The organism is Paucibacter soli (assembly GCF_037482845.1).
Taxonomy (GTDB): Bacteria; Pseudomonadota; Gammaproteobacteria; order Burkholderiales; family Burkholderiaceae_C; genus Paucibacter_B; species Paucibacter_B soli.
Genome location: NZ_JBBHJW010000005.1, coordinates 277,434 through 300,321, shown reverse-complemented (window position 1 = coordinate 300,321; position 22,888 = coordinate 277,434). Strand labels below are relative to the sequence as shown.

Genomic DNA, 22,888 nt, shown 5'->3' with positions numbered 1-22,888 from the left:
GCCCCGTGGCCATGCCTAAGATGCGGCCATGCATCTCACCAGCACCTCCATCCGCAGCAGCGCACCCCGCAGCAGCCTGCGCAAGCTCTGGCTGGGCTATGCCGGGGCCTGCCTGCTGACCTGGCTGCTGTTCGTGCTGGCCGGCACCGAGCTGCAGCGCGGTAGCTGGGAGATCTGGGAGGCGGTCTACCAGGCCAGCACCTCGCTATGGGCGCCGATGCTGCTGGGCGCGGCGGTCTACCCGGTGGCGGCCTGGCTGCAGCGCAAGGCCTGGCCGGCGACGGCGCAGCTGGCCTGCCACGCGGGCGCCGCCATCGTCTTCAGCGAGGCCTGGCTGGCCGGCAATGTGCTGCTGGCCTGGGGGCTGTTCGGCCTCGAACATGCCGAGGCCATGCTGGAGCAGAACCTGCTGTGGCGCCTGATCTGGGGCGTGCTGGTTTACGCCGCCCTGGCCACCGGTTTCGTCTCGGTGCTGAATGCCCGCCAGGCGCGCGCCAGCGCGGTGGCCGCGGCCCAGGCCGAATCGGCGCTGGCACGCGCCGAGCTGGCCGCCATCAGCGGCAAGCTCAATCCGCATTTTCTTTTCAACACGCTCAACTCGCTGATCGCGCTGACGCGCAAGGATGCCAAGGCTGCCGAGCAGGGCCTGCTGCGCTTTGCCGGCATGCTGCGCTATGTGCTGGCGGCCAAACGCGAGGCCAGCGACCGCGTGGCGCTGCAGGAGGAGATAGCCTTCGTGCGCGACTACCTGGCCCTGGAGGCGCTGCGCCTGGGCCAGCGCCTGCGCGTGCAATGGGAGCTGGAGGCCCAGACCCTGGACGACGACATTCCGCCGTTGACCCTGCAGCCCCTGGTGGAGAACTGCATCCTGCACGGCATCGCACCGCGTGCCGAGGGCGGCTGCATCAGCATCAGCGCGCGTCGCGACGCCCTCACCCAGGGCCTGGCCCTGACCGTGCAGGACGACGGCGCCGGCTGCGACCCCGCCCTGCTGGATGAGCCCCGCCCCGGCCGTGGCATCGGCCTGAGCGCGCTCAAGCGCCGCTTTGCGCTGGACTTTGAGGGCCAGGCCCGGCTGCGCGTGCACACCGCACCCGGCCAGGGCTTTCGCGTCGACCTGTGGATACCCCAGACATGAAACGTACCTCTACCCTGATCGCCGAAGACGAACCGCTGGCCGCCGAAGGCCTGGCCGCCTGGGTGGCCGAGCTGCCGCAGCTGGAGCTGGTGGCGAGCTGCAGCAGCGGCGACAGCGCGCTGGCGCAGATCCGCGCGCTCAAGCCCGAGCTGGTCTTCATGGACATCAACATGCCCGGCATGAGCGGCCTGCAGGTGCTGCGCGCGCTCGCCGCCGAGCGCGCCGCCGGCAGCCTGAGCGGGCCGGCACCTGCGGTGATCTTCACCACCGCCTACGACGAGCATGCGCTGGCCGCCTTCGAGCTGCATGCGCTGGACTATCTGCTCAAGCCCTATGCGCAGGAACGCTTCCAGGAGGCGGTGGAGCATGCGCTGCAAGCGCTGGGCAACCAGGCTTCGCAGGCCCTGCCCGCGCTGGAGGCGCTGACGCAGGAAGACCAGGATCAGACGCCGCTGACGCGCATCCTGGTGCGCGACCAGGGCAAGATCTTCCCGCTGCAGGTGGAGGCGATCGAGTACCTGCGCTCCGACACCAAGTACACCGCTGTGACCAGCCGCGGCCGCCAGTTCCTGGTGCGCCTGCCCATCACCAGCTTCGAGCAGCGCCTGGACCCCGGCCGCTTCATCAAGCTGCAGCGTGGCTGCATCGTCAACCTGGACTTCGTCGAGTCGATGACGCCCGACGAGAGCTCGCAGCTGGTGGTGCAGATGCAGGATGGCGCCCGTTTCACCGCCAGCCGTGAGGTTTCCAAGCGCCTGCGGGAGCAATCGATATGAGCATCGCGATGCGCGCCACCCTGGTCGCCGGTGGCCTTTTCTGCTGCTGCCTGGCGGCAGGCGCTCAAGGCGCCGAGGGCAAGCTCTACACGCCCGGCCCCTTCGACAAGATCGCCATCGGCGGCGCCGCCGATGTCAAGCTGGTGCAGGGCAGCGAGGATCAGGTCTTCATCGCCGGCGATGCCGATGTGCAGAAGGGCGTGCGGGTCTCGCTGGAAGACAACACGCTCACGGTGCAGAGCAAGGAGGGCTGGAAATTCTGGACCTCCAGCCGGCTGCAGATCTCCGTCGGCGCGCGCAAGCTCTCGGGCATCAGCCTGGCAGGCGCGGCCCATCTGCACGCGCCGGGCCCCTTGGCGGCGGAGAAATTGGTGGTGAAGCTGGCTGGCACCGGTCAGGCGAGGCTGGACGACGTGAGCGCCGACAGCCTGCAGTTCAGCATGGCCGGCGCCGGCGAGGCGCAGGCCAGCGGCCGGGTGCGCGAGCTGAGCCTGCATGTGGCCGGCAAGGGCCGGCTGCAGGCCGAGAACCTGCAATGCCAGCAGGCCAATGTGAGCATCAGCGGCCTGGGCAATGCCACGCTGTGGGTGCAGGAGGAGTTGCGCATCAAGATCGCCGGTGCCGGCTTCATCGACTACTGGGGACGCCCGACCGTCAAGCCCAGCGTGGCCGGCACCTCCAGCATCAAGGGCCTGGGCGAAAAGCGCTAGGGCCGGCTTCAGGCGCGGCGCCCGGCATGCTTCTGCCGGTACATCAGGCGGTCCGCCTCGGCCAGCAGCTCGGCGGCGCCAGTGTGGCGCGCGGGGTCGAAGTCGGCGCAGCCCACGCTGTATTGCAATGCATAGAACTGCCCCGGCTGGGCATTGTGCGCCGCCACCGCAAAGGCCAGCCGGTCCAGCGCCGCATCGCGCTCCTGATGCGCGGCATTCGTCAGCAGCACCGCGAACTCGTCGCCGCCCAGACGCGCCACCACGTCGGACTCGCGAAAGGTGCGGCGCAGCAGTGCGGCGAAGTCGATCAGGGCGCGGTCACCCTCGGCATGGCCGTACTCGTCGTTGATGTGCTTGAAGCGATCCAGGTCGAAGAACAGCAGCGAGGCCGGCCGCTGCAGGCGCCGGCACATGCCCAGCGAATGCCGCGCCAGTGCCTCGAAACCGCGCCGGTTGGTGAGGCCGGTGAGCTCGTCCAGCGTGGCCATCTGCAGGATCGCCAGCTCATGCTCCACCATCAGCGCCAGGTCGCGCAGCAGGGCCTCGTCATCGGCATCAAAGGGATGGGGCTGGGAGTCGATCAGGCACAGGCTGCCCAGGCGCTGGCCGTTGGGTGCGCGCAGCGGCTGACCTGCATAGAAGTGAATGTGAGGCTCGCCGGTCACCAGCGGGTTGCCGGCAAAGCGCGCGTCCTCATGGGCGTTGGGCACCAGCAGCAGCTGGTCGCTGAGGATGGCATGGCCGCAAAACGAGAGCGGGCGCGACAGTTCGGTGAGCTCCAGCCCCTGCATGGACTTGTGCCACTGGCGCTCGGCGTCGATCAGGGTGATGGCCACGATGGGCACGCCGAACAGGCGCTTGGCCAGGCGTGTGAAGCGGTCGAAACGCTCCTCGGGCGGGGTGTCGAGAATGCGCAGCGCCTGCAGCGTGGCCAGGCGCTCGGCCTCGTCGTCGGGGACGGGGGGCGGCATGAAGCTGCCGTTCATTTGGGCGCGCAAGGCATCGGCTTTCTCGGTCAAGCGCAATCTCCTCGACAATCGCGGGCTCTATGAGCCAGCACGCCGACCATCATCACGCCCCCTCCGACATCCTGCAAGAGGTGTTTGGCTATGCCGCATTCCGGGGCGCCCAGGGCGAGATCGTCGAGCATGTCACCCAAGGCGGGGACGCGCTGGTGCTGATGCCGACCGGCGGCGGCAAGAGCCTTTGCTATCAGATTCCGGCCATCGCCCGCCACCGCGCGCGCCAGGGCGTGAGTATCGTGGTGAGCCCGCTGATCGCGCTGATGCACGACCAGGTGGGCGCGCTGGAAGAGGCCGGCGTGCACGCCGCCTTCCTCAACTCCACGCTCGGCAGCGAGGAGGCCGCGCATGTGGAGCGCGAGATGATGAGCGGCCGGCTGGTGATGCTGTACGCCGCGCCCGAACGCATCACCAACCCGCGCTTCCTGGCCCAGCTGGATTCGCTGCGCGAGCGCGGCCTGCTGAGCCTGTTCGCGATCGACGAGGCGCATTGCGTCAGCCAATGGGGGCATGACTTCCGCAGCGAGTACCTGGCGCTGTCGCTGCTGCACGAGCGCTTCCCCGAGGTGCCGCGCATCGCGCTCACCGCCACCGCCGACGACATCACGCGCGCCGACATCATCGAGCGCCTCAAGCTCGAAGACGCACGCATCTTCATCTCCAGCTTCGACCGGCCCAATATCCGCTACGCCATCGTCGAGAAGGACGGCAAGCCGCGCGATCAGCTGCTGCGCTTCATCCACGACGAGCATGAGGATGAGGCCGGCGTCGTCTACTGCCAGAGCCGCAAGAAGGTGGAAGAAACTGCTGCCTGGCTGGAGGGCGAGGGCATCAAGGCCCTGCCCTATCACGCAGGGCTTGACTCCGGCCTGCGCCAGCGCCACCAGGACCGCTTCCTGCGCGAGGACGGCATCGTGATGGTGGCCACCATCGCCTTCGGCATGGGCATCGACAAGCCCGACGTGCGCTTCGTCGCGCACCTGGACCTGCCCAAGAACATCGAGAGCTATTACCAGGAGACCGGCCGCGCCGGACGCGACGGCGCGCCCGCCGATGCCTGGATGGCCTATGGCCTGGCCGATGTGGTGAACCAGCGCCGTATGATCGACGAAAGCCCCGCCGGCGAGGACTTCAAGAAGGTGCAGCGCGGCAAGCTCGATGCCCTCCTGGCGCTGGCCGAGGCCACCGACTGCCGGCGCGTGCGCCTGCTGGGCTATTTCGGCGAAGCAAGCCGCCCCTGCGGAAACTGTGATAACTGTCTGCATCCTCCCGCCACCTGGGACGGCACCGAGGCCGCGCGCAAGGCGCTCTCCTGCATCTACCGCTTCCACCAGAACGGCGGCCAGCGCTTCGGCGTGGGCCATCTGCTGGACGTACTGCGCGGCAAGGAGACCGACAAGGTCAAGCAATACGGCCACCAGCACCTGAGCACCTGGGCCATCGGCGCCGACCTGCCCGAGCAGCAATGGCGCGCGGTGCTGCGCCAGCTGGTGGCGCTGGGCCATGTGGTGGCCGAGGGCGAGTACAACACCCTGGCCCTGAGCGAAACGGCGCGCGCCGTGCTGAAGGGCGAGGTGCAGCTGCTGTTGCGCGTGCCCACCGTGCCACCGAAAAAGGGCAAGCTCTCGCGCGGCGCGAAGCCCGCCCCCAGCAAGGCCGAGGCGATCGACCTGGACGAGGATGCACAGGTGCGCTTCGGCCAGCTCAAGGCCTGGCGCGCCGAGGTCGCGAAGGAACATGGCCTGCCCGCCTATGTGATCTTCCAGAACGTCACCCTGGCCGAGATGGCCAGGCAGCATCCGCGCAGCCTGAATGAGCTGGCCCAGATCAGCGGCGTGGGCGCCAAGAAGCTGGAGGCCTATGGCAGCGAGATTCTGCGGGTGCTGGGGGCGGGCTGAAACGACAAAGCCCGGCCAGGGCCGGGCTTTGCTGGTGGGACTCTGACTGAGACAGCGTGAGCGCTGAACCTAGCAGAGCGTCTGCGCGTCACAGACCGCTTGGACCGAGGCCAGCTGCACGCCATGATTCAGGCTGCGGCCTTCGATCACCACGCGCGGCAGCTGCGCCACTTGCTCGTTAGTCTTCAGACGCTTGCCCTCGATGATGACGCGCTCGAGCTTGACGATTTCTCCTTGCTTCGGCGCCTGCGCCGTTTCGGTCTGGTGCGTGAACGCGGCCGAGATGGCCAGAGCGGACGCAATGCCGAAGAAGAATGCCTTGTAGCTGGTGCTGTTCATCATGGTGGGCTCCTTGGGTTGGCTGTGTCAGTGATTGCAGTTTCGTCAATGGCCGGCCGCGGCTCCAGGCCGAGGCGACGGAGCTGCAGAGCCAGCGGCTGAACTGCGCTTGCGGGCGATGAACGCGCGGCGGGGCGGCCGCCCCTTGACCGCGCCGCCCCCTTGAGATTCGGCCGATCGTCACGCATATTCGGCCATAGCCCGCTGTACGAGGCCTGCCATGCCTGTCGCTGCCACCCGCCCCGCTGCCGTCGCCTGCAGCTTCTACCCGGCCCGTCCCGAGGCGCTGGCGCGCGAGCTGGACGGCTACCTGGATGCGGTGCCGGCCGCGCAGGAGGCGCAGCCGCCCAAGCTGCTGGTCGTGCCGCATGCGGGCTACCGCTATTCCGGCCCGGTGGCCGCCCATGCCTATGCGCTGCTGCGCCCCTGGCGCGAGCAGATCCGGCGCGTCGTGCTGCTGGGCCCGGCGCACCGGGTGGCGCTGCGTGGCCTGGGCCTGCCCGAGGCGCAGCGCTCTTTTGCCACGCCACTGGGCGAGGTGCTGCTGGATCAGGCCGCCAGCGCGCAGCTGAGCGCCTTGCCGCAAGTGAGCCGTGATGCCGCCGCCCATGCCTTCGAGCATTCTCTGGAGGTGCAACTGCCCTTCCTGCAGCGGCTGCTGGGCGACTTCAGCCTGGTGCCATTGGTGGTGGGCGAGGCCAGCGCGGCCGAAGTGGCCGAAGCCCTGGAGCTGCTCTGGGGTGGCGACGAGACCCTCATCGTGATCAGCTCCGATCTCTCGCATTACCTGCCCTATGCCCAGGCGCAGGCCTTGGACCGCGACACCGTGCGGCAGCTGCTGGCGCTTGAGCAGGCACCCACGCATGCACAGGCCTGCGGCGCCACGCCGCTGGCCGGCGCGATGCTGGCAGCGCGCGCCCATGGCCTGGCCGGGCGCCTGCTGGATCTGCGCAACTCCGGCGACACGGCGGGCGACAAGAGCCGCGTGGTGGGCTATGCGGCGCTGGCCTATGCAGCCCCCGGCGATCTGGGACAGACCCTGCTGGCGCGCGCGCGCAATGCCATTGCCGGCGAACTGGGTCTGCCGCTGCGCGCCGAGCCATGGCATCCGCGCCTGGAGCGGCCCGGGGCCTGCTTCGTCACCCTGCATGCGCACGGCAGCTTGCGCGGTTGCATCGGCAATCTGGAGGCCGACGAAGCGCTCAAGCAGGCGCTGCCCGCACGGGCACGCGCCGCCGCCTTCGAGGACCCGCGCTTCGCGCCGCTGACGGCGTCCGAGTGGCCGCATCTGGACATCGAGATCTCCCTGCTAAGCCCGGCCGAGCCCATGCCCGCGCGCAGCCTGGAGCAAGCCTGCGCACAGCTGCGCCCGGGCGTCGACGGCCTGGTGCTCAGCTGGCGCGGGCGGCGCGCCACCTTCTTGCCGCAGGTGTGGGCGCAGCTGCCGCTGCCGCTGGACTTTCTCCGCGCGCTGCGCCAGAAGGCCGGCCTGGCCGCCGACTTCTGGGCCGAGGACCTGCAGCTGGCGCGCTACCAGGTGCAGCGTTTCAGCGAGGTGCAGCAATGAACCATCCGGCGCGCTGGTGGCACGAGCTGGACGATGGGCGCATCCAATGCGACCTCTGCCCGCGCGAATGCAAGCTGCACGAGGGCCAGCGGGGTCTGTGCTTTGTGCGCGAGCGCCAGGGTGGGCAGATGCTGCTCTCCACCTATGGCCGCAGCTCGGGCTTCTGCGTCGACCCGATCGAGAAGAAGCCCTTGAATCATTTCTACCCGGGCAGCAGCGTGTTCTCCTTCGGCACGGCCGGCTGCAACCTGGCCTGCAAGTTCTGCCAGAACTGGGACATCTCCAAGAGCCATGAGATGGACCGCCTGATGGATGCAGCCGCACCCGAGCGCATCGCCGCGGCGGCACAGGAGCTGGGCTGCCGCAGCGTGGCCTTCACCTACAACGATCCGGTCATCTTTGCCGAATATGCGATCGACACCGCCGCGGCCTGCCATGCGCTGGGCCTGCAGGCGGTGGCGGTCACGGCGGGCTATATCAGCGCCGCGCCACGGCGCGAGTTCTATGCCTGCATGGACGCGGCCAATGTCGATCTAAAGGGCTTTAGCGACGATTTCTACTTCAGGCAGACCGGTGCGCACCTGGCCCCGGTGCTGGACACGCTGCGCTATATCCGCCACGAGACCGACTGCTGGCTGGAAATCACCACCTTGCTGATTCCAGGGCTGAACGACAGCGATGCAGAGTTGCGCGCCCTCTCGGCCTGGGTGGCCCGGGAGCTGGGACCCGAGGTGCCGCTGCATTTCACGGCCTTTCACCCGGACTACAAGCTCGACACCCTGCCGCCCACACCGCTGGCCACCCTGCAACGTGCGCGGCAGATTGCGCAGGGCGAGGGCCTGCGCCATGTCTACACCGGCAATGTGCACGACACCGAGGGCGGCAGCACCGATTGCGCGAACTGCGGCGAACGCCTGATCACACGCGACTGGTACGAGATAGTCAGCTACCGCCTCGACGCCGTCGGCCGCTGCCCGGGCTGCGGCACGGCACTGGCCGGGCGCTTTGCGGCGCAGCCGGGCCATTTTGGCCGGCACCGCATTCCGGTGCAGCTCAGCCGCGCGGCTTGAGCAGCAGGCTGGCGTTGCCGCTGGCGGCCTGGGCCTTGGCCTGCGAGAACAGCGCGTCGTGCTGCACCGCGTAGCTGGCATAGGGATCCGTCTGGTCAGCCAGCAGCAGGCCGGTCATCACGGCGCTGGCCACTGCGAGCACGGCGGTCATGAGGGTCTTGGCGGCTGCGTTCATGGTGGACTCCTTGGAGTTCCGGGCTTGTTGACGATGCACGCAGTGTCGTCAGCCGGGCGCGCGCGGGCCAGCGGGAGGCGACGAATCGCCAGCAGCGTGGCGCGAACTGCGGCCTGCCGGGGCGAACGGGATCAAGGCCAGGCGGGCAGGCGCTCGGTGACACTGGCCACCGGCGCCGGCCGGGCATAGAAATAACCCTGCTGCTGCGCGCAGCCCAGCTCCAGCAGCACGGCGCGCTGCGCCTCGGTCTCCACGCCCTCGGCCACCACGCCTATGCCCAGCGCCTGTGCCAGGCCCAGGATGGCCTGCACCAGGGCCTGGTCGTCGGCGCTGACCGGCAGATCGTGCACAAAGCTGCGGTCGATCTTGAGCTTGGCCGGGCGCAACAGCTTCAGATAGGAGAGCGAGGAATAGCCGGTGCCGAAATCGTCCACCGAGAGCGCCACGCCCAGCGCGCGCAGCCGCGCCATGGTCTGCATCGACAGGTCGCTGTCGCTCATCAGGGTGCTCTCGGTCAACTCGATGCTCAGTTCGCCGGGCAACACGCCATGGCGGCGCATCGCGTCGGCCACCTGCTCGGGCAGGCGCTGGTCGCGGAACTGCAGGGCCGAGAGGTTGATCGCCAGGTTGCCGGGATGGCGGCCGGTGGCCTTCCACTCGGCCAGCTGAGCGCAGGCCACCTCCACCGTCCAGCGCCCCAGGGCCTGGATCTGGCCCGACTCCTCGGCCAGGGCGATGAAGCTGCCCGGCATCAGCAAGCCACGCTGCGGATGCTGCCATCGCATCAGGCCCTCCACGCCGCAGACCCGGCCCGAGCCGGCGTCGACGATGGGTTGGTAATGCAGCTCCAGCTGCTGCTCGGCCAGCGCGGCCACCAGCTCGCGCTCCAGCGCCAGCCTGGCCATCGCATTCGCGTCCATCTCCTGCTGAAAGAAGCTGTAGCGCGAACGGCCCTGCTGCTTGGCACGGTACATGGCCAGATCGGCGTGGCGCACCAGGGTGTCGAAGTCCTCACCATCGCGCGGAAACATGGCGATGCCGATGCTGGCCGAGACGCTCGCCGTGCCCAGCCCATCGGGCAGCTGCAGCGGCACATTCAGGGTGCTGATGAGGCGCTGCGCGGCATGCGCCACCACCTCGCTGGGCGAGGCCTCGCGCATCAGCAGCAGGAATTCGTCGCCGCTGACCCGGCAGGCCAGGTCCGATTCGCGCACCGTCTGGCGCAGGCGCTCGCTGGCGGCCAGCAGCATGTTGTCGCCCGCGGCATGACCCAGCGAGTCGTTGATGGCCTTGAAGCGGTCCAGGTCGACGAACAGCAGGGCCAGGCTCGAACCATCGCGCTTGGCCACCGCCGCCTCATGCTGGAAGACCTCGCGGAACAGCGTGCGGTTCGGCAGGCCGGTGAGGTGGTCGTACATGGCCATCTGGTGCAGCTGGGCGTTCTTGCCCTCCAGGTCGGCGATCAGGGTGTCGATGCGGTCGCCCACCTCGTTGAGGTGTTCGCCCAGCTGGCCCAGCTCGTCGCGCCGGTTCCAGGGCAGGCGCACCGCCGCTTCGCGCTGGGCGATCGCGCTGGCCTGCTGCTTGAGCCTGTCGATCGGCCGCACCAGGCGCAGATAGAGCACCAGCAGCATCACCGTCACGCCCATCACGACCTGCAGGCCAACGATCAGCACGATCTGCTCGCGCCCCCCGGACAGGGTGTGTTCCAGTGCGGCATCGTCGAAGCGCACGCTCAGCGAGCCCAGCACCTGGTTGTCGCGCCGCACCGCGGCGACCAGGGTCACGGTGGGCCAGTCCGGGCTGCATTTCTTGAGCACCAGGTCGGGCGCGCCGGGGCGCTCCTCGCTCAACTCGACGCCGCAGACGCTGGCGTCCGACAGCAGCTGCTCGAGCGCGCGCTGTACGGCCTGGCTGTCGACGGTCCAGAGCGGCTCGGCCAGACCGTTGGCGGCCAGGGTCAGCACGGCCGAGCGCTGGCCCTCCAGCAGGGGTTCGAGGCTGCGCCGCACCAGTGACTCGCTGAAGGCCAGCAGCAGCAGCGCCGGCACCGCGATCCCCACCACCACGGCGAGCAGCACGACGCTGCGCAGGGACAGGGAGGGTTTGGGCAGTTTCATCGGCGCGGGCGGCTCAGCACTTGGGCCCGATTGTGCACCCGAGCGCCCCGGCCTGGCCGCTCAAGGCAAGGACTGACCCCCGCCATGCCATTGCTGGGCACGCAATCGACGCGCGCGCTCACCGCCACGTTGTTGTGCATGCTCGGCCTCGATGAGGCGTTCGCGCGCGCTCAGCGCACGCGGCTGGCCGGCCGCGATGGCGGCCTGGTCGAGGTTCTGGCCCCAGCTCAGGCCGGGCTTGAGCGCCAGCGGCGGCGCCAGCGCATCGACGAAGCCAGGCGCCAGCCAGGGCATCAGCTGCGCCATCACCAGGGCCACGCGCGGCCGCAAGGCCGCCTCGCCGATGCGGCCGCGCTGGCCCCATTGCACGCTCAGCTCGGCACTGCTGCCGCCCTTGGGCAGGGCCGGGGTGATGGCGAAATCGCGCAGCACACCGTAGCGCAGCTGCATCATCGCCTCCTCGGCCAGCATGGCCGGATCCTCGGCCGACACCGTGGCACCCTCGGGCATGGAGTAGTTGTAGTCGTCGTTGACGCGGTCCTGGCTGAAGAAGCGCACGATGTCCGCCGGCTCGTAGGCGAGCTGCGCCGCTGTCGCCTTCGCGCCAAAGAACTGCACACGGCCCAGCGCCACCATTTCCTGCGAGTAGAAGGGCAGGCGCTGCGCCAGCTCCTTGGCCGCGGTGAGCGCGGGGCTGGCCTGCCAGACACGCAGATCGCCGCCCAGCAGCGCATGCAGGCGCGGCGGCACGGCATCGCCGGCATGGCTGAGCTCGTGATACAGCAGCGGGCCCAGGGCATAGACCAGGGCGCCGGGCTCGCGCATGCCGCGCTCGGCCACCGGATAAATGCCGGCGGCGTACTGGTTGTTGCGCACATAGCGCCAGGGCGCGGCGTAATGCAGCTCGGCGCCATAGTCGCTGCGTGGGTCGGGGGTCTCGCTGAGGGTGTCGCGCTGCTCGGGGCTGCTCCAGAGGTTGGCGGCGTCCAGGTAGATGGCGCCGGTGGCGCTCCAGTAGAACGAGGGCCGCACCCGGCCGCCTATCACCACCGCGGTGGTGGCGTTGAGCAGGCGCCGGAAGTCGCCATGCGTGTCCTGGCTGCGCAGGAAGTTCTCGAAGGCCTCGCCCATCCAGTCGTTGGAGACCAGCACGCGCTGCATCACCTGCGCCACCGTGGGCAGCTCGCCGCGCGTCTCCTGCCCCAGCAGGGGCAGGCGCCCGAGCGTGCAGGTGTTGCCGCTGCTGAGGCTGGGCGCGTAGACGCAGTCCCGCAGCGCCTGCGCATGCGGGCTGCCGCTCAGGTAGGGGTAGACGCGCGAGACCGGTTCGCTGGCCTTGAACAGGGCGTCGCTGCCGGCCTGATGCGGCGGCGCCTGCACCAGCAGACGGAAGTCCTGGCTGAGCGTGCGGCCGCCCGCCAGCGTGGCGGTGGCGCGCAGGCGCAGCAGGCTGTCGCGGCTGACCGCCGGCGCCGTCAGCAGCACGCGCCAGCCTTCGCTTTCCTTCAATGTGGTGGCCGGCCCGTCGACCACGCTCCATTGCAGCCTGGCGCCGTCGCGCTCGGCCTGGCTCAGCCCGGGCGCCCAGGCACGCAGCGACAAGGCCCCCTGGCCATAGGCCGAGGGCTCGCCGCGCAGCAGCAGACCGGGCTCGCTGGCGGCCGCCACGCTGAACTCGGCGGTGCCGCTGCGCAGGCGGCCGGCCTCGTCGCGGAAGCTCACCTCGAAGCGGTAGTTGCCGGGCTCGCTGGGCTCCAGCGTGATGGCCTGCGAGCGCGCCGACAGCGGCTTGAGCGCCGGGCCGGCACTCTGGGTCCAGCGCAGCTCGCTGAAGATGGCCGCGCCGCAGGACAGCAGACTCAGCTCGCTGTTGCGCCCGGTGAGCGCCCCACTGGGCAGCTCCAGGCGCGCCACCGAGCCGGCCAGGCATTGCGTGCCAAGCGCCGGTTCGGCAACGGGCGCGGGTGCGCCGCTATCGCCACCACCACCGCCGCCGCAGCCAGCCACGGCCAGCAAGCAGGTCACGAACCAGCGCGCCTTCATTGGAGCACCCTTCGGCCTGCGGCCTGTCCCGCCAGGCGTGAGCGAGCTTGCTTGGGGCGGCCCTGCGCTGCGCTCATGCCTCCACCACCCGCGCCGGGAAGGCGCCCAGGTCGTCCTCGCGCAGGCCCAGGTAGATCGGTTCACCGTCGCGCCGGTGGATATTGATCTTGGCGTTGTAGACGCGGTGCGCCAGGCCATGCTTGTCGGTGAGTTCGAACTCGCTGATGCCGAAATCGTCGCCGTTCTCGCCCTCGCCGCGCCGGCCGGTCAGGTAGCAGGCAATCTCGTCGATGGCCGAGCCCCCCAGCGCCAGGCCGCCCAGTTTCTGCAAGGGCTCGCGCGTACGCTCGACAAAGGCGACGCTGTCGATCAGCGCCGGCGCGGCGCCGGGCTGATCGCGCATCATGGTGCGGAACTTGCCCAGCAGGATCTGGCCCGGCAGCGCGCGCTCGATCATGCGTGCCAGCTCGATCGTGACCTGGCCCACCAAATAGCTGAACGAGGTCGGGTTCAGGCCCTCGCTCTGGTAGAACTCGTAGTGCGAGCCGACATGGAAGCAGGCGCGCAACAGCGGCACCGCGCTGGGCCGCGAGGCGCGTTCGCGTGCCAGCGCGTTGTCGGCCAGGATGAACTGCATCAGCTGGTAGAGCTCGACGTTGGCGGCGATGCCGCGGCGCCGGTTCCAGATATAGAAGCCGTCGCCGGTGGTGGTGCGGGCGAAGTTGATGTTGATCTCGCGGTCCAGCAGCTTGGCGTAGGCGGCGTTCACCGAGCAGGACAGGCTGCCCAGCTGCACCACCTGCTCCAGCGGCGTTAGCAGCGAGAAGCCCACCGCGTCGAGCAGGATCACCGCGCGGTCTTCCACCAGGCGGATGCCATAGCGCTCGACGATGGCCGCCACCAGGGGCAGGCCCAGGCCGCGCGCCGGTGCGAAGGGCAGCGCGATCGGCTGCGGCTGCAGGCCCAGCTCGGCCGCGATGCGTTCGAACTCGGCCTCCTCCAGATGCTCCTGGCGCGCCAGCAGGCCCTCCAGCAGGGCGGCGCGGCGGCCCTTCTCGGCCGCATCGCCGGCACCCTGCACAAACTCGGTCAGCAAGGTGTGCGGCGCCACCAGCACCGCCAGGCCCTGCTCGCTCGGGGTCCAGGCATAGAGCAGGTTCTGGCCCAGGCACCAGCGCTCGTAAAGGGCCTGGTCCAGCAGCACGATATGGCGCCGCACCTCGGCCTCCGACACCCCGGCGGGCAGGGGGTAGGCCATGAAACCATCCAGCCATGATTTGCGCTGTGGGCGCTCGGGATTCATCACCGCTCCATCGTCGTCAATGCCCGCATCATCCGACAATCCGACTCAAGGCGCAGCCCCGAGATGGCGGGCCAGGAAGCGCTCCACCCGGCCCCAGAAGTCCTGCTGGGTCTTGAGCTGGCGCCAGCCATGACCCTCGTCGTCGTACACCACCCATTCGAGTTCCTGCCCCTGGTGCAGCGCATTCTTGAACTTGCGGCCATGCTCGACGGGCACCCGCCGGTCTTCGGCGCCATAGGCCATCAGCAGCGGGCGCTTGAGCTCGGCGGCGCGCTGCAGCGGTGAGGTGGCGCGCAGCTGCGCAGCATCCTTGTCGCGGTCGCCTACCAGCACCGGCATGCCGTAGCCCTTCCACTCGTCGCCGAGATCGCTCCAGTGGATGCTGTACAGCAGCTCGATATCGGTCACCCCCACCCAGTTGACGCCGCAGCGGTAGAGCTCGGGCTGCTTGATCAGACCCATCAGCGTGGCATAGCCGCCATAGCTGGCACCGGCGATGCAGACCCGCTTGGGGTCCACCAGCCCCTGCTGCACCGACCACTGCAGCGCGTCGGCCAGATCGTCCTGCATGGCCAGACCCCATTGCTTCCAGCCGGCGCGGAAATGCGCCGAACCGAAACCGGTGCTGCCGCGGAACTCGGGCTCGATCACCACATAGCCGCGCGAGGCCAGGAATTGCGCCATCGGCTCCCAGGTCCAATGGGTGCCGCGCAGATAGGGGCCACCATGCACCAGCAGCACCGCCGGCCGCGCGCCCTGCGCCTTGCCGGCCGGCTGGGTCACCAGCACCGGCAGTTCCAGACCGTCGCGCGCCTTGATGCGGTGCATATCGCGCAGGCCCATCTCGGCCGGCTTGATCCAGGGACGCGAGGCCGACAGTGGTTCCAGGCGCTCCTGCTCGGGCGTATAGAGGTAGTAGCTGGTGGGTTGGCGGTCCGAGCTGGCCGAGACCACCCAGCGCGGCGATGTCAGGCAGCGGTTGCAGTGGATATGGTTGACCGTGCCCGTCAAGCGGGCATCGATGCTGGCCTGCGCCGCCTTCATCTGCGGATGCAGCCACACGCTGCCACTGGCATCGGTTTCGTAGTGCAGGCCCAGCAGCTTGCCGGCCTGCTTGTCGTATACCAGGCTGCCATTGAAGTCGTAGCCCTGCAGCGAGATCAGCGGCTCGGCCTCGCGCTGCAGGGTCTTGCGATCCAGGCGATAGAGCGCTTGAAAGCCGCTGCGGCTGGTCTGCACCAGGGCCTGGCCCTCGGGCCCGAACCACACCGGATGGTCAAAGCTCTGCTGATAGGCCTCGCCCTCCTGCCAGCGCTGCCAATGCCCCGCGGCATCGCGCAGATAGGACAGATAACGCCCGTTCTGCATGGCCGTGAGCGCAGCCGGCTTGCCATCGCTATCCAGCACCCAGGATGTCACATGGCTGGGCGCGCCGCCGGCCAGGCTGGTGAGCTTGCCGGTCCTGGTATTCAGGCGCGCCAGGCCCACCCCCACCGAGTCCGGCTCACTGGACCAGGGGTAGCGCAGCACGAAGACATCGTCACTGCCGTCGTCTGCCACGCTGTGCAGGGCCCAGTTGCGGTCCAGGCGGCGATCCGCAAGGTTCGAGGCGGCCTGGATGAAGTGGCTGACGGGTTTGATGAGCGGGCGAAACTCGCCGCCGTCGCGGTTCACCGCCCACAGCCCCGGATCGAGCTGGGGGCTGGTGCCGTTTTGCGCCACGCTCACATTGAAGACCAGGCGCTGGTCGTTGACCCACTCATGGCGCTGCACATCGGCGTCGCTGAAACCGGCCACCACCTTGGGCGGATCCAGCGTCAGCAGATCGATCACTGCCAGCCGCACCACCCCATCGCTGCCCGCCACCTGCACGGCCAGGTGCTGGCCATTGGGCGACAGCTTGGGCGCCGCGATCTGCGGCTTGCGAAAGAAGTCTTCCAGCGGCGGCGCGGCGATCGCAGCGGCGCCGAGACAAAACGAAAGGGCCGCGACGAGGCGGCCGACGCTTCTTCTCCACATATCCCCTCCCAGGGCATTCTTCAGGCAGGCGCCATTCTGGCCTGCCGCGAGATCACCACCAGGGGGGATTGCCCCGAAGGTCGATTTAGAAGCTCAGACGCGCACCCAGCATGAAGGTGCTGGCCTTGACCTTGTCAGAGACCTTGCCGTAGTTGTCGTAATCGGCCGTCAGCGCCAGGTTTTTGGCCAGCTTGACCTCGGCGCCCACGCCCCACATCACGCTGGTCTTGCTGCCCTGTAGGCTGTCGCCCGCGGGCAGCAGATTGCTGCCGGAGACCTTGCTGCGCGCCACACCCAGGCGGCCCTGCAGCGCAAACTGCTCGGTGAGCGCGTGGCGGGCGGTGGCGGCAGCGTAGAAGCTGCTGGCCTTGCCCTCTTGCGTCACCGATCCACTGGCCAGCGTGGCCTGCTCGCTGAAACTGCCCAGGCGGGCGTAGCCGGCCTCGACGCCGAAGTGCTCGTTCAGCCGGTAGCCGCCATAGAGCTTGTAGGCGGTGTCGCGGCCGTCCTTGCCGGTGATGGCCACCGAAGCGCCAGGCAGATTGAAGCTGCTGCGGCCCACCGACAGACCGCCGTAGGCGCCCGGCTCATCGGACTGCGGGGCGGCTTGTGCGGCCTGGGCGACGAGCATCAGGGCAGCGGCGGAGACCAGGGCGATTTGTTTCAGTTTCATGGAAAGGACTTCCTTCATGCAGAGCAGCGGCGAATGGTTTGTTGCGAGTCACGGCACCGCGTGTTGACCGGGACATGCTGCAGTGTGGCCAGCGGCCCTGAAGCTGCACTCAAGGCTTGCTGAAGGTCGGCTGAAGGTGACTTCATGCCATCCTCAGACAGAGGCGTTCCAATACGGGGCATGAAAGTGCTGCTGGTGGAAGACGATTTGGACCTGGGCAATGGCGTGCGCATGGCACTCGCCGAACAGGGCATGGAGGTGGTGTGGGTACGGCGCCTGGCCGACGCCATGCAGACGCTGACGAACAGCGTGGCCGACTTGGTGCTGCTGGATCTGGGGCTGCCGGATGGCGACGGCCTCAGCCTGCTCGCCCACCTGAAACGCGAGAAGCTGCGCCTGCCGGTGCTGATACTCACCGCGCGCGACAGCCTGCAGGAGCGCCTGTTGGGGCTGGACAGCGGCGCCGACGATTACCTCGTCAAGCCCTTCGCGCTGGCCGAGCTGATCTCGCGGGTGCGCGCCCTGGTACGGCGCAGCTACGGCCAGGAGGACGAGACCCTGGAGCTGCGCGGCATCTGCGTGCAGGAGCAGACCATGCGCGTGCTCGTGAAGGGCGACCCGGTGGAGCTCTCGCGCTCGGAGTTCGCACTGCTGGTGGCGCTGATGAAGCGCGCCGACCGCGTGCTGACACGCCGGCTGCTGGAGGAACAGGTGCTGCCCGGCGGCAGCGCCGAGAGCAATGTGCTGGACGTGCATATGTCCAATCTGCGCAAGAAGATCGGCGAGGGTTTCATACGCACGGTGCGCGGCGTGGGCTATGTGATCGACCGCCAGGCCCCCGCCAAGGCCGCCGGCAAATGAGGCAGCCGTCGTGAGGTTCCAGCGCTGGCTGGCGCGCATGCGCGAGCCCTCGGTGCTGCGTCGCCTGGTGGTGGCCCAGGTGGTGCTGGTGCTGGCGCTCTGGCTGGGCTTGATCGCCTTTGCCATCAACGACGCGGTGCGCGACACCTCGGTGTTCGACAGCGGCCACCGTTTTGAATCCATCATCGCCGTGACCGAGGCGCTGCAGGACCAGCCCGAGCAGCTGCAACGCGTGCTGCAGCAGATCGACCTGTTCCAGCGTCTCGAGAACGGTGCCGACGACCTGCCGCAGCTGCGCATGGCGATGACGGTCTGGCGCGGCGCGGAGCTGGTCTATGTGAGCCCCGGCGAGCCCGGCGCCATCCCCAGCCCGCCGGGCGACGGCATGCAGTGGGTGGAAGGCCAGGGCCAGCGCTGGCGCGCGCTCACCAAGCAGTCGCAGCGCTCGGATGTGCGCGTGACGCTGATGCTGCCGGGTAGCGCCGCGAATGTGCTGCTGACGCTGAGCTCCAAGGGCCTGCTGGTGCTGCCGCTGCTGATCAGCCTGCCCCTGCTGGTGCTGCCGGCCTGGATCTCGGTGCGCATCGCGCTGCGGCCCTGGCGACGCGTCAGCCACGAGATCGCGCGGCGCGGCGCGGGCGATCTCTCGCCGCTGAAGTTCACTCCCCAGCATCGCGAGCTGCGCCCGATGCTGAGCGCGGTGAACGCGCTGCTCAAGCGCGTGCAGCAGGGCCTGCAACGCGAGCGCAGCTTCATTGCCGACGCCGCCCACGAGCTGCGCACGCCGCTTGCGGCCATGCGCGTGCATGCCGAGGCCCTGCAGGGCCGGCACCAGGACGACGCGCAATCGCAGGCCTGGCTGCAGGGCATGCTGCGCAGCGAGGCACGCGCCACCCGCCTGGTGGGCCAGCTGCTGGCCCTGATGCGCAGCGACGCCGCCGCGCAGCCGCCGCAACAGCTGGCCCTGGACGAGCTGCTGCAGGACCGCCTCGCCGCGCTGGACCTGTTGGCCAGCGCCAAGGGCCTGGAGCTGGACTGCGAGGCCCAGCAGGGCCTGCAGGTGTTCGGCGAGCACGAGGGCCTGGCCTCGATGCTGGACAACCTGACCGAGAACGCCATCAAGTACAGCCCGGTGGGCGGGCATCTGCTGATCCGGCTGCAACGCGAGGGCGAGCAGGCGCTGCTGGAGTTCCACGACCAGGGCCCCGGCATCCCCGTACCCTGGCGCGAGCGCGTATTCGACCGCTTCTTCCGCGTGCCCGACCAGGCCCAGCAGGGCAGCGGCCTGGGTCTGGCGATCGTGCGCAGCGTGGTGCTGGGCTTAAGCGGCAGCATCTCGCTGGGCGATTCGGCGCTGCTGCCTGGGCCGGGCGGTACCCCCGGTTTATGTGTCCGGGTGCGGCTGCCATTGGGATAAACACGGCCCTCGCCCTATGATGGCGAGTTCGCCCATTGTTAGTGCCCCATGTCCCAGCCCGACCGTCCCTTGCCCGCAGAAACACCGATGATCCGCGTGCGGGGTGCGCGCACCCACAATCTGAAGAACATCGACGTCGATCTGCCGCGCAACCAGCTGGTGGTGATCACGGGGCTGTCGGGCTCGGGCAAGTCCAGCCTGGCCTTCGACACGCTGTATGCCGAGGGCCAGCGCCGCTATGTCGAGAGCCTCTCGGCCTATGCGCGCCAGTTCCTGCAGCTGATGGACAAGCCCGATGTGGACGTGATCGAGGGCCTCTCGCCCGCGATCTCGATCGAGCAGAAGGCCACCAGCCACAACCCGCGCTCCACCGTCGGCACGGTCACCGAGATCCACGACTACCTGCGCCTGCTCTATGCGCGCGCCGGCACGCCCTTCTGCCCCGACCACCATCTGCCGCTGGAGGCCTCCAGCCCCAGCCAGATGGTCGATGCCACGCTGGCCATGCCCGAGGACAGCAAACTGATGCTCTTGGCCCCGGTGGTGCGCGACCGCAAGGGCGAGTTCGTCGAGCTGTTCCAGGACCTGCAGGCGCAGGGTTATGTGCGCTTTCGCGTCGACGGCCAGACGGTGGAGGCTCCCGACATCCCAGCGCTGAAAAAGGCCGAGAAGCACGACATCGATGTGGTGGTGGACCGCGTCAAGCTGCGAGCCGAGAATGCCGACGGCCTGCGCCAGCGCCTGGCCGAGAGCTTCGAGGCGGCGATGCGCCTGGCCGAGGGCCGCGCCCTGGTGCTGAATATGGACACGGGCGCCGAGACCATCTTCTCCAGCAAGTTCTCCTGCCCGGTGTGCAGCTATTCGCTGCCCGAGCTGGAGCCGCGCCTGTTCTCCTTCAACTCGCCGGTGGGCGCCTGCCCCAGCTGCGAGGGCCTGGGCCAGGTCACCGTGTTCGATGCCGAGCGCGTGGTGGCCTTCCCCACCCTCTCGCTCGCCAGCGGCGCTGTGAAGGGCTGGGACCGCCGCAACGCCTACACCTTCTCCTTCCTGGAAAGCGTGGCGGCGCACTACGGCTTCGACATCGAGCTGCCCTTTGAAGAGCTGCCCGAGAGCGCGCGCCAGGTGCTGCTGCACGGCTCGGGCACGGACGACATCGCCTTTGTCTACCAGGCCGAAAGCGCGGCCGGCAAGAAGCGCAGCGTGAAGCGCTCGCACCCCTTCGAGGGCATCCTGCCCAATCTGGAGCGGCGCTACAAGGAAACCGACTCGGCCGCGGTGCGCGAGGACCTGGCGCGCTATATGGCCGCCAAGCCCTGCACGCATTGCGAGGGCTCGCGCCTGCGCCGCGAGGCCCGCAACGTGGTGCTGCAACCGGCCGACGCCGCGCCCGGCTTCAAGGGCAAGCCGATCTACGAGGTGGAGCACGCCACGCTGCGCGACTGCCTGCACTATTTCGAAGGCCTGAAACTCAAGGGCGCCAAGGCCGAGATCGGCGACAAGGTGGTGCGCGAGATCAGCTCGCGGCTGCGCTTCCTCAACGACGTGGGGCTCAACTACCTGAGCCTGGACCGCAGTGCCGACACGCTCTCGGGCGGCGAGGCGCAGCGCATCCGCCTGGCCTCGCAGATCGGCTCGGGCCTGACCGGCGTGATGTATGTGCTGGACGAACCCAGCATCGGCCTGCACCAGCGCGACAACGACCGCCTCATCGCCACGCTGCGGCGGCTGCGCGACCTCGGCAATTCGGTGCTGGTGGTCGAGCATGACGAGGACGCGATCCGCGCCGCCGACCATGTGCTGGACTTAGGGCCCGGCGCCGGCGTGCACGGCGGCCAGATCATTGCCCAGGGCACGCCCGCCGAGGTGGCGGCGAATCCCGACTCGCTCACCGGCCGCTATCTGAGCGGCGCGGCGCGCATCGAGGTGCCGGAGCAGCGCCACCTGCCCGGCGAGCAGCGCCTGCGCATCGTCAACGCGCGCGGCAACAACCTCAAGGGCGTGACGGCCGAATTCCCCGTGGGGCTCTTGACCTGCGTGACCGGCGTGTCGGGCTCGGGCAAGAGCACGCTGGTGAACGACACGCTCTACGCGGCGGTGGCCAAGAAGCTCTACCAGAGCCATCAGGACCCGGCCGCGCACGACGAGATCGAGGGCATGGAGGCCTTCGACAAGGTCATCAACGTCGACCAGTCGCCGATCGGCCGCACGCCGCGCTCCAACCCGGCCACCTACACCGGCCTGTTCACGCCCATCCGCGAGCTGTTCGCCGAGATGCCCACCGCGCGCGAGCGTGGCTACGGCCCGGGCCGCTTCAGCTTCAATGTGGCCGGCGGCCGCTGCGAGGCCTGCCAGGGCGATGGCGTGCTGAAGGTGGAGATGCACTTTCTGCCGGATGTCTACGTGCCCTGCGATGTCTGCCACGGCAAGCGCTACAACCGCGAGACCCTGGAGGTGCTCTACAAGGGCAAGAACATCACCCAGGTGCTGGACCTGACGGTGGAAGATGCCTACGCCTTCTTCAGCGCCGTGCCGACGCTGGCGCGCAAGCTGCAGACGCTCTTGGACGTGGGCCTGGGCTATGTGAAGCTGGGCCAGAGCGCCACCACGCTCTCGGGCGGCGAGGCGCAGCGCGTCAAGCTGGCGCTGGAGCTCTCCAAGCGCGATACCGGCCGCACCCTCTACATCCTCGACGAGCCCACCACCGGCCTGCACTTCGCCGATATCGCGCTGCTGCTCAAGGTGCTGCACCAGCTGCGCGACGCCGGCAACACCATCGTCGTGATCGAGCACAACCTCGATGTCATCAAGACCGCCGACTGGCTGATCGACATGGGTCCCGAGGGCGGCTCGGGCGGGGGTCAGCTCTTGCTGGCGGGCACGCCCGAGGCGCTGGCCGGGCATGAGGGCAGCCACACAGGCCGTTACCTCAAGCCGCTGCTAGCGCGGCGCTGATCAGCGCGGCTGGCGGCGCCGGGCCATGAAGCCCAGCGCGGCCAGGCCGGCCAGCAGCATGGCCCAGCTGCCGGGCTCGGGCACCGGGCTGGTGACCTTATCATTCGGGCCCAGCGGCAGGCCAGGCACCGGCGGCGGGGGCAGCGGCGTGGGGCGCGCGTCGACGATCAGCGTGCCGCCGTTGCCGCCCGGCAGGCCGAGGCCCGAGGCGGTGGGCGCCAGCGGGGTACCGGCCAGCTGGTTGAAGCTGCCCTGCGCACCGCCGCCCATATCGCCACCGGCGGCCGGCGGATCGAACTCCAGCGGCGTCTCGTCTTCGCGCGCGGACGAGGCCACCGTGGTGGTGGCGGCCGGCGCCGTGGCCACCGGGCGCGCGGGCAGGCGCTTGATGCGGCTGACGTTGCGGCACACCGTCGGCACGATGATGCACTGCCCATCCTCGCAATAGACCAGGCCGCGCTCCTCCTGCTGCTCGCTCCACTTGACGCGGCTGACCGTGCTGCAGACGCTGCCGGCACCGAAGTGCATGTCGCGGATCTCGTTGCTGTACTGCGCCTTGCCGGTGATGCTGTCGCGCTTGATGCTGGCGATCTCGTCGTACTGGCGCGCCTGCATGCGGGCCTTGAGCTTGTCGCGCGTGGCCTTCGGGATGCCCTTGTAGCGATCCACGGCCGCCACCACATCGCCCATGAAGGGGTTCACGCCCGGCCGGTCCCACGAGCAGTGGGGCAGGGTGGCGCTGGATGCGGCGAGTGCAAGGGCAGCGACGAGGGACATAGGGCTTTCCGATTGGCGACGGCGGTCT

18 protein-coding genes are annotated in these 22,888 nt (G+C 69.1%); 9 read left to right on the top strand and 9 right to left on the bottom strand.

The window, feature by feature from the left end; all coding sequences use genetic code 11:
* Positions 1-28 precede the first annotated feature (28 nt).
* The 3 genes from WG898_RS12970 to WG898_RS12960 are packed head-to-tail and all read left to right on the top strand — an operon-like array spanning position 29 to position 2,624.
* Positions 29-1,138, top strand: coding sequence for a sensor histidine kinase (locus WG898_RS12970; RefSeq protein ID WP_339603216.1), 1,110 nt, complete (start codon positions 29-31; stop codon positions 1,136-1,138).
* Entirely contained in the window at positions 1,135-1,914 is a 780-nt protein-coding gene (locus WG898_RS12965) for a LytR/AlgR family response regulator transcription factor (RefSeq protein ID WP_339603215.1), read from the top strand. Before WG898_RS12970 ends, WG898_RS12965 begins: the two co-directional genes overlap by 4 nt.
* Positions 1,911-2,624, top strand: coding sequence for a head GIN domain-containing protein (locus WG898_RS12960; protein WP_339603214.1), 714 nt, complete (start codon positions 1,911-1,913; stop codon positions 2,622-2,624). Before WG898_RS12965 ends, WG898_RS12960 begins: the two co-directional genes overlap by 4 nt.
* 8 nt (positions 2,625-2,632) lie before the next feature.
* Here WG898_RS12960 and WG898_RS12955 read toward each other — a convergent pair whose 3' ends face one another.
* Positions 2,633-3,643, bottom strand: a complete 1,011-nt coding sequence (locus WG898_RS12955; RefSeq protein WP_339603213.1) for a GGDEF domain-containing protein — start codon at positions 3,641-3,643, stop codon at positions 2,633-2,635.
* Between the two features lie 29 nt (positions 3,644-3,672).
* Between WG898_RS12955 and recQ the strand changes: the two genes are divergently transcribed.
* Positions 3,673-5,544, top strand: coding sequence for a DNA helicase RecQ (recQ, locus tag WG898_RS12950; protein ID WP_339603212.1), 1,872 nt, complete (start codon positions 3,673-3,675; stop codon positions 5,542-5,544).
* A 69-nt stretch (positions 5,545-5,613) separates the two neighbouring features.
* Here the strand turns inward: recQ and WG898_RS12945 are convergent, their stop codons facing one another.
* Positions 5,614-5,886, bottom strand: coding sequence for a hypothetical protein (locus WG898_RS12945; protein ID WP_339603211.1), 273 nt, complete (start codon positions 5,884-5,886; stop codon positions 5,614-5,616).
* 217 nt (positions 5,887-6,103) lie between these two features.
* On the opposite strand from WG898_RS12945, the gene amrB reads away from it, so the two are divergent.
* Together amrB and amrS are read left to right on the top strand one after the other, a co-directional pair.
* Complete coding sequence (amrB, locus tag WG898_RS12940) at positions 6,104-7,450, top strand: AmmeMemoRadiSam system protein B (protein WP_339603210.1); 1,347 nt, start codon at positions 6,104-6,106, stop codon at positions 7,448-7,450.
* Entirely contained in the window at positions 7,447-8,520 is a 1,074-nt protein-coding gene (gene amrS, locus WG898_RS12935; protein WP_339603209.1) for an AmmeMemoRadiSam system radical SAM enzyme, read from the top strand. The genes amrB and amrS overlap by 4 nt, the downstream gene beginning before the upstream one ends.
* Here amrS and WG898_RS12930 read toward each other — a convergent pair.
* The 6 genes from WG898_RS12930 to WG898_RS12905 all read right to left on the bottom strand — a co-directional run bounded on the left by WG898_RS12930 (position 8,504) and on the right by WG898_RS12905 (position 16,853).
* On the bottom strand, positions 8,504-8,695 hold the full coding sequence (locus tag WG898_RS12930) for a hypothetical protein (RefSeq protein ID WP_339603208.1): 192 nt from the start codon (positions 8,693-8,695) through the stop codon (positions 8,504-8,506). The two genes, amrS and WG898_RS12930, sit on opposite strands and share 17 nt — an antisense overlap.
* 131 nt (positions 8,696-8,826) lie before the next feature.
* Complete coding sequence (locus WG898_RS12925; RefSeq protein WP_339603207.1) at positions 8,827-10,815, bottom strand: putative bifunctional diguanylate cyclase/phosphodiesterase; 1,989 nt, start codon at positions 10,813-10,815, stop codon at positions 8,827-8,829.
* 60 nt (positions 10,816-10,875) lie between these two features.
* Positions 10,876-12,858, bottom strand: coding sequence for a hypothetical protein (locus tag WG898_RS12920; protein ID WP_339603206.1), 1,983 nt, complete (start codon positions 12,856-12,858; stop codon positions 10,876-10,878).
* Positions 12,859-12,931: 73 nt separating this feature from the next.
* The gene (locus WG898_RS12915; protein ID WP_339603205.1) at positions 12,932-14,161 is read right to left on the bottom strand and encodes a hypothetical protein; all 1,230 of its coding nucleotides are present in this window, start codon (positions 14,159-14,161) and stop codon (positions 12,932-12,934) included.
* A gap of 45 nt (positions 14,162-14,206) precedes the next feature.
* Complete coding sequence (locus WG898_RS12910) at positions 14,207-16,180, bottom strand: alpha/beta hydrolase family protein (RefSeq protein WP_339603204.1); 1,974 nt, start codon at positions 16,178-16,180, stop codon at positions 14,207-14,209.
* Positions 16,181-16,265: 85 nt separating this feature from the next.
* Positions 16,266-16,853: a porin family protein gene (locus tag WG898_RS12905; RefSeq protein WP_339603203.1), complete on the bottom strand. Its 588-nt coding sequence runs from the start codon at positions 16,851-16,853 to the stop codon at positions 16,266-16,268.
* Between the two features lie 180 nt (positions 16,854-17,033).
* Between WG898_RS12905 and WG898_RS12900 the strand changes: the two genes are divergently transcribed.
* Genes WG898_RS12900 through uvrA form a run of 3 tightly spaced genes read left to right on the top strand, consistent with a single transcriptional unit; the run spans position 17,034 to position 22,083 of the window.
* Positions 17,034-17,714 carry a response regulator gene (locus WG898_RS12900; protein ID WP_339603202.1) on the top strand — a complete coding sequence of 227 codons (681 nt, stop codon included), beginning with the start codon at positions 17,034-17,036 and terminating at the stop codon, positions 17,712-17,714.
* A 10-nt stretch (positions 17,715-17,724) separates the two neighbouring features.
* On the top strand, positions 17,725-19,131 hold the full coding sequence (locus WG898_RS12895) for a sensor histidine kinase (protein ID WP_339603201.1): 1,407 nt from the start codon (positions 17,725-17,727) through the stop codon (positions 19,129-19,131).
* A 48-nt stretch (positions 19,132-19,179) separates the two neighbouring features.
* Positions 19,180-22,083 carry an excinuclease ABC subunit UvrA gene (uvrA, locus tag WG898_RS12890; protein WP_339603200.1) on the top strand — a complete coding sequence of 968 codons (2,904 nt, stop codon included), beginning with the start codon at positions 19,180-19,182 and terminating at the stop codon, positions 22,081-22,083.
* Here the strand turns inward: uvrA and WG898_RS12885 are convergent, their stop codons facing one another.
* Positions 22,084-22,860 (bottom strand): MHFG family PEP-CTERM protein, encoded by a 777-nt coding sequence (locus tag WG898_RS12885; protein ID WP_339603199.1) that lies wholly within the window; start codon positions 22,858-22,860, stop codon positions 22,084-22,086.
* Positions 22,861-22,888 lie beyond the last annotated feature (28 nt).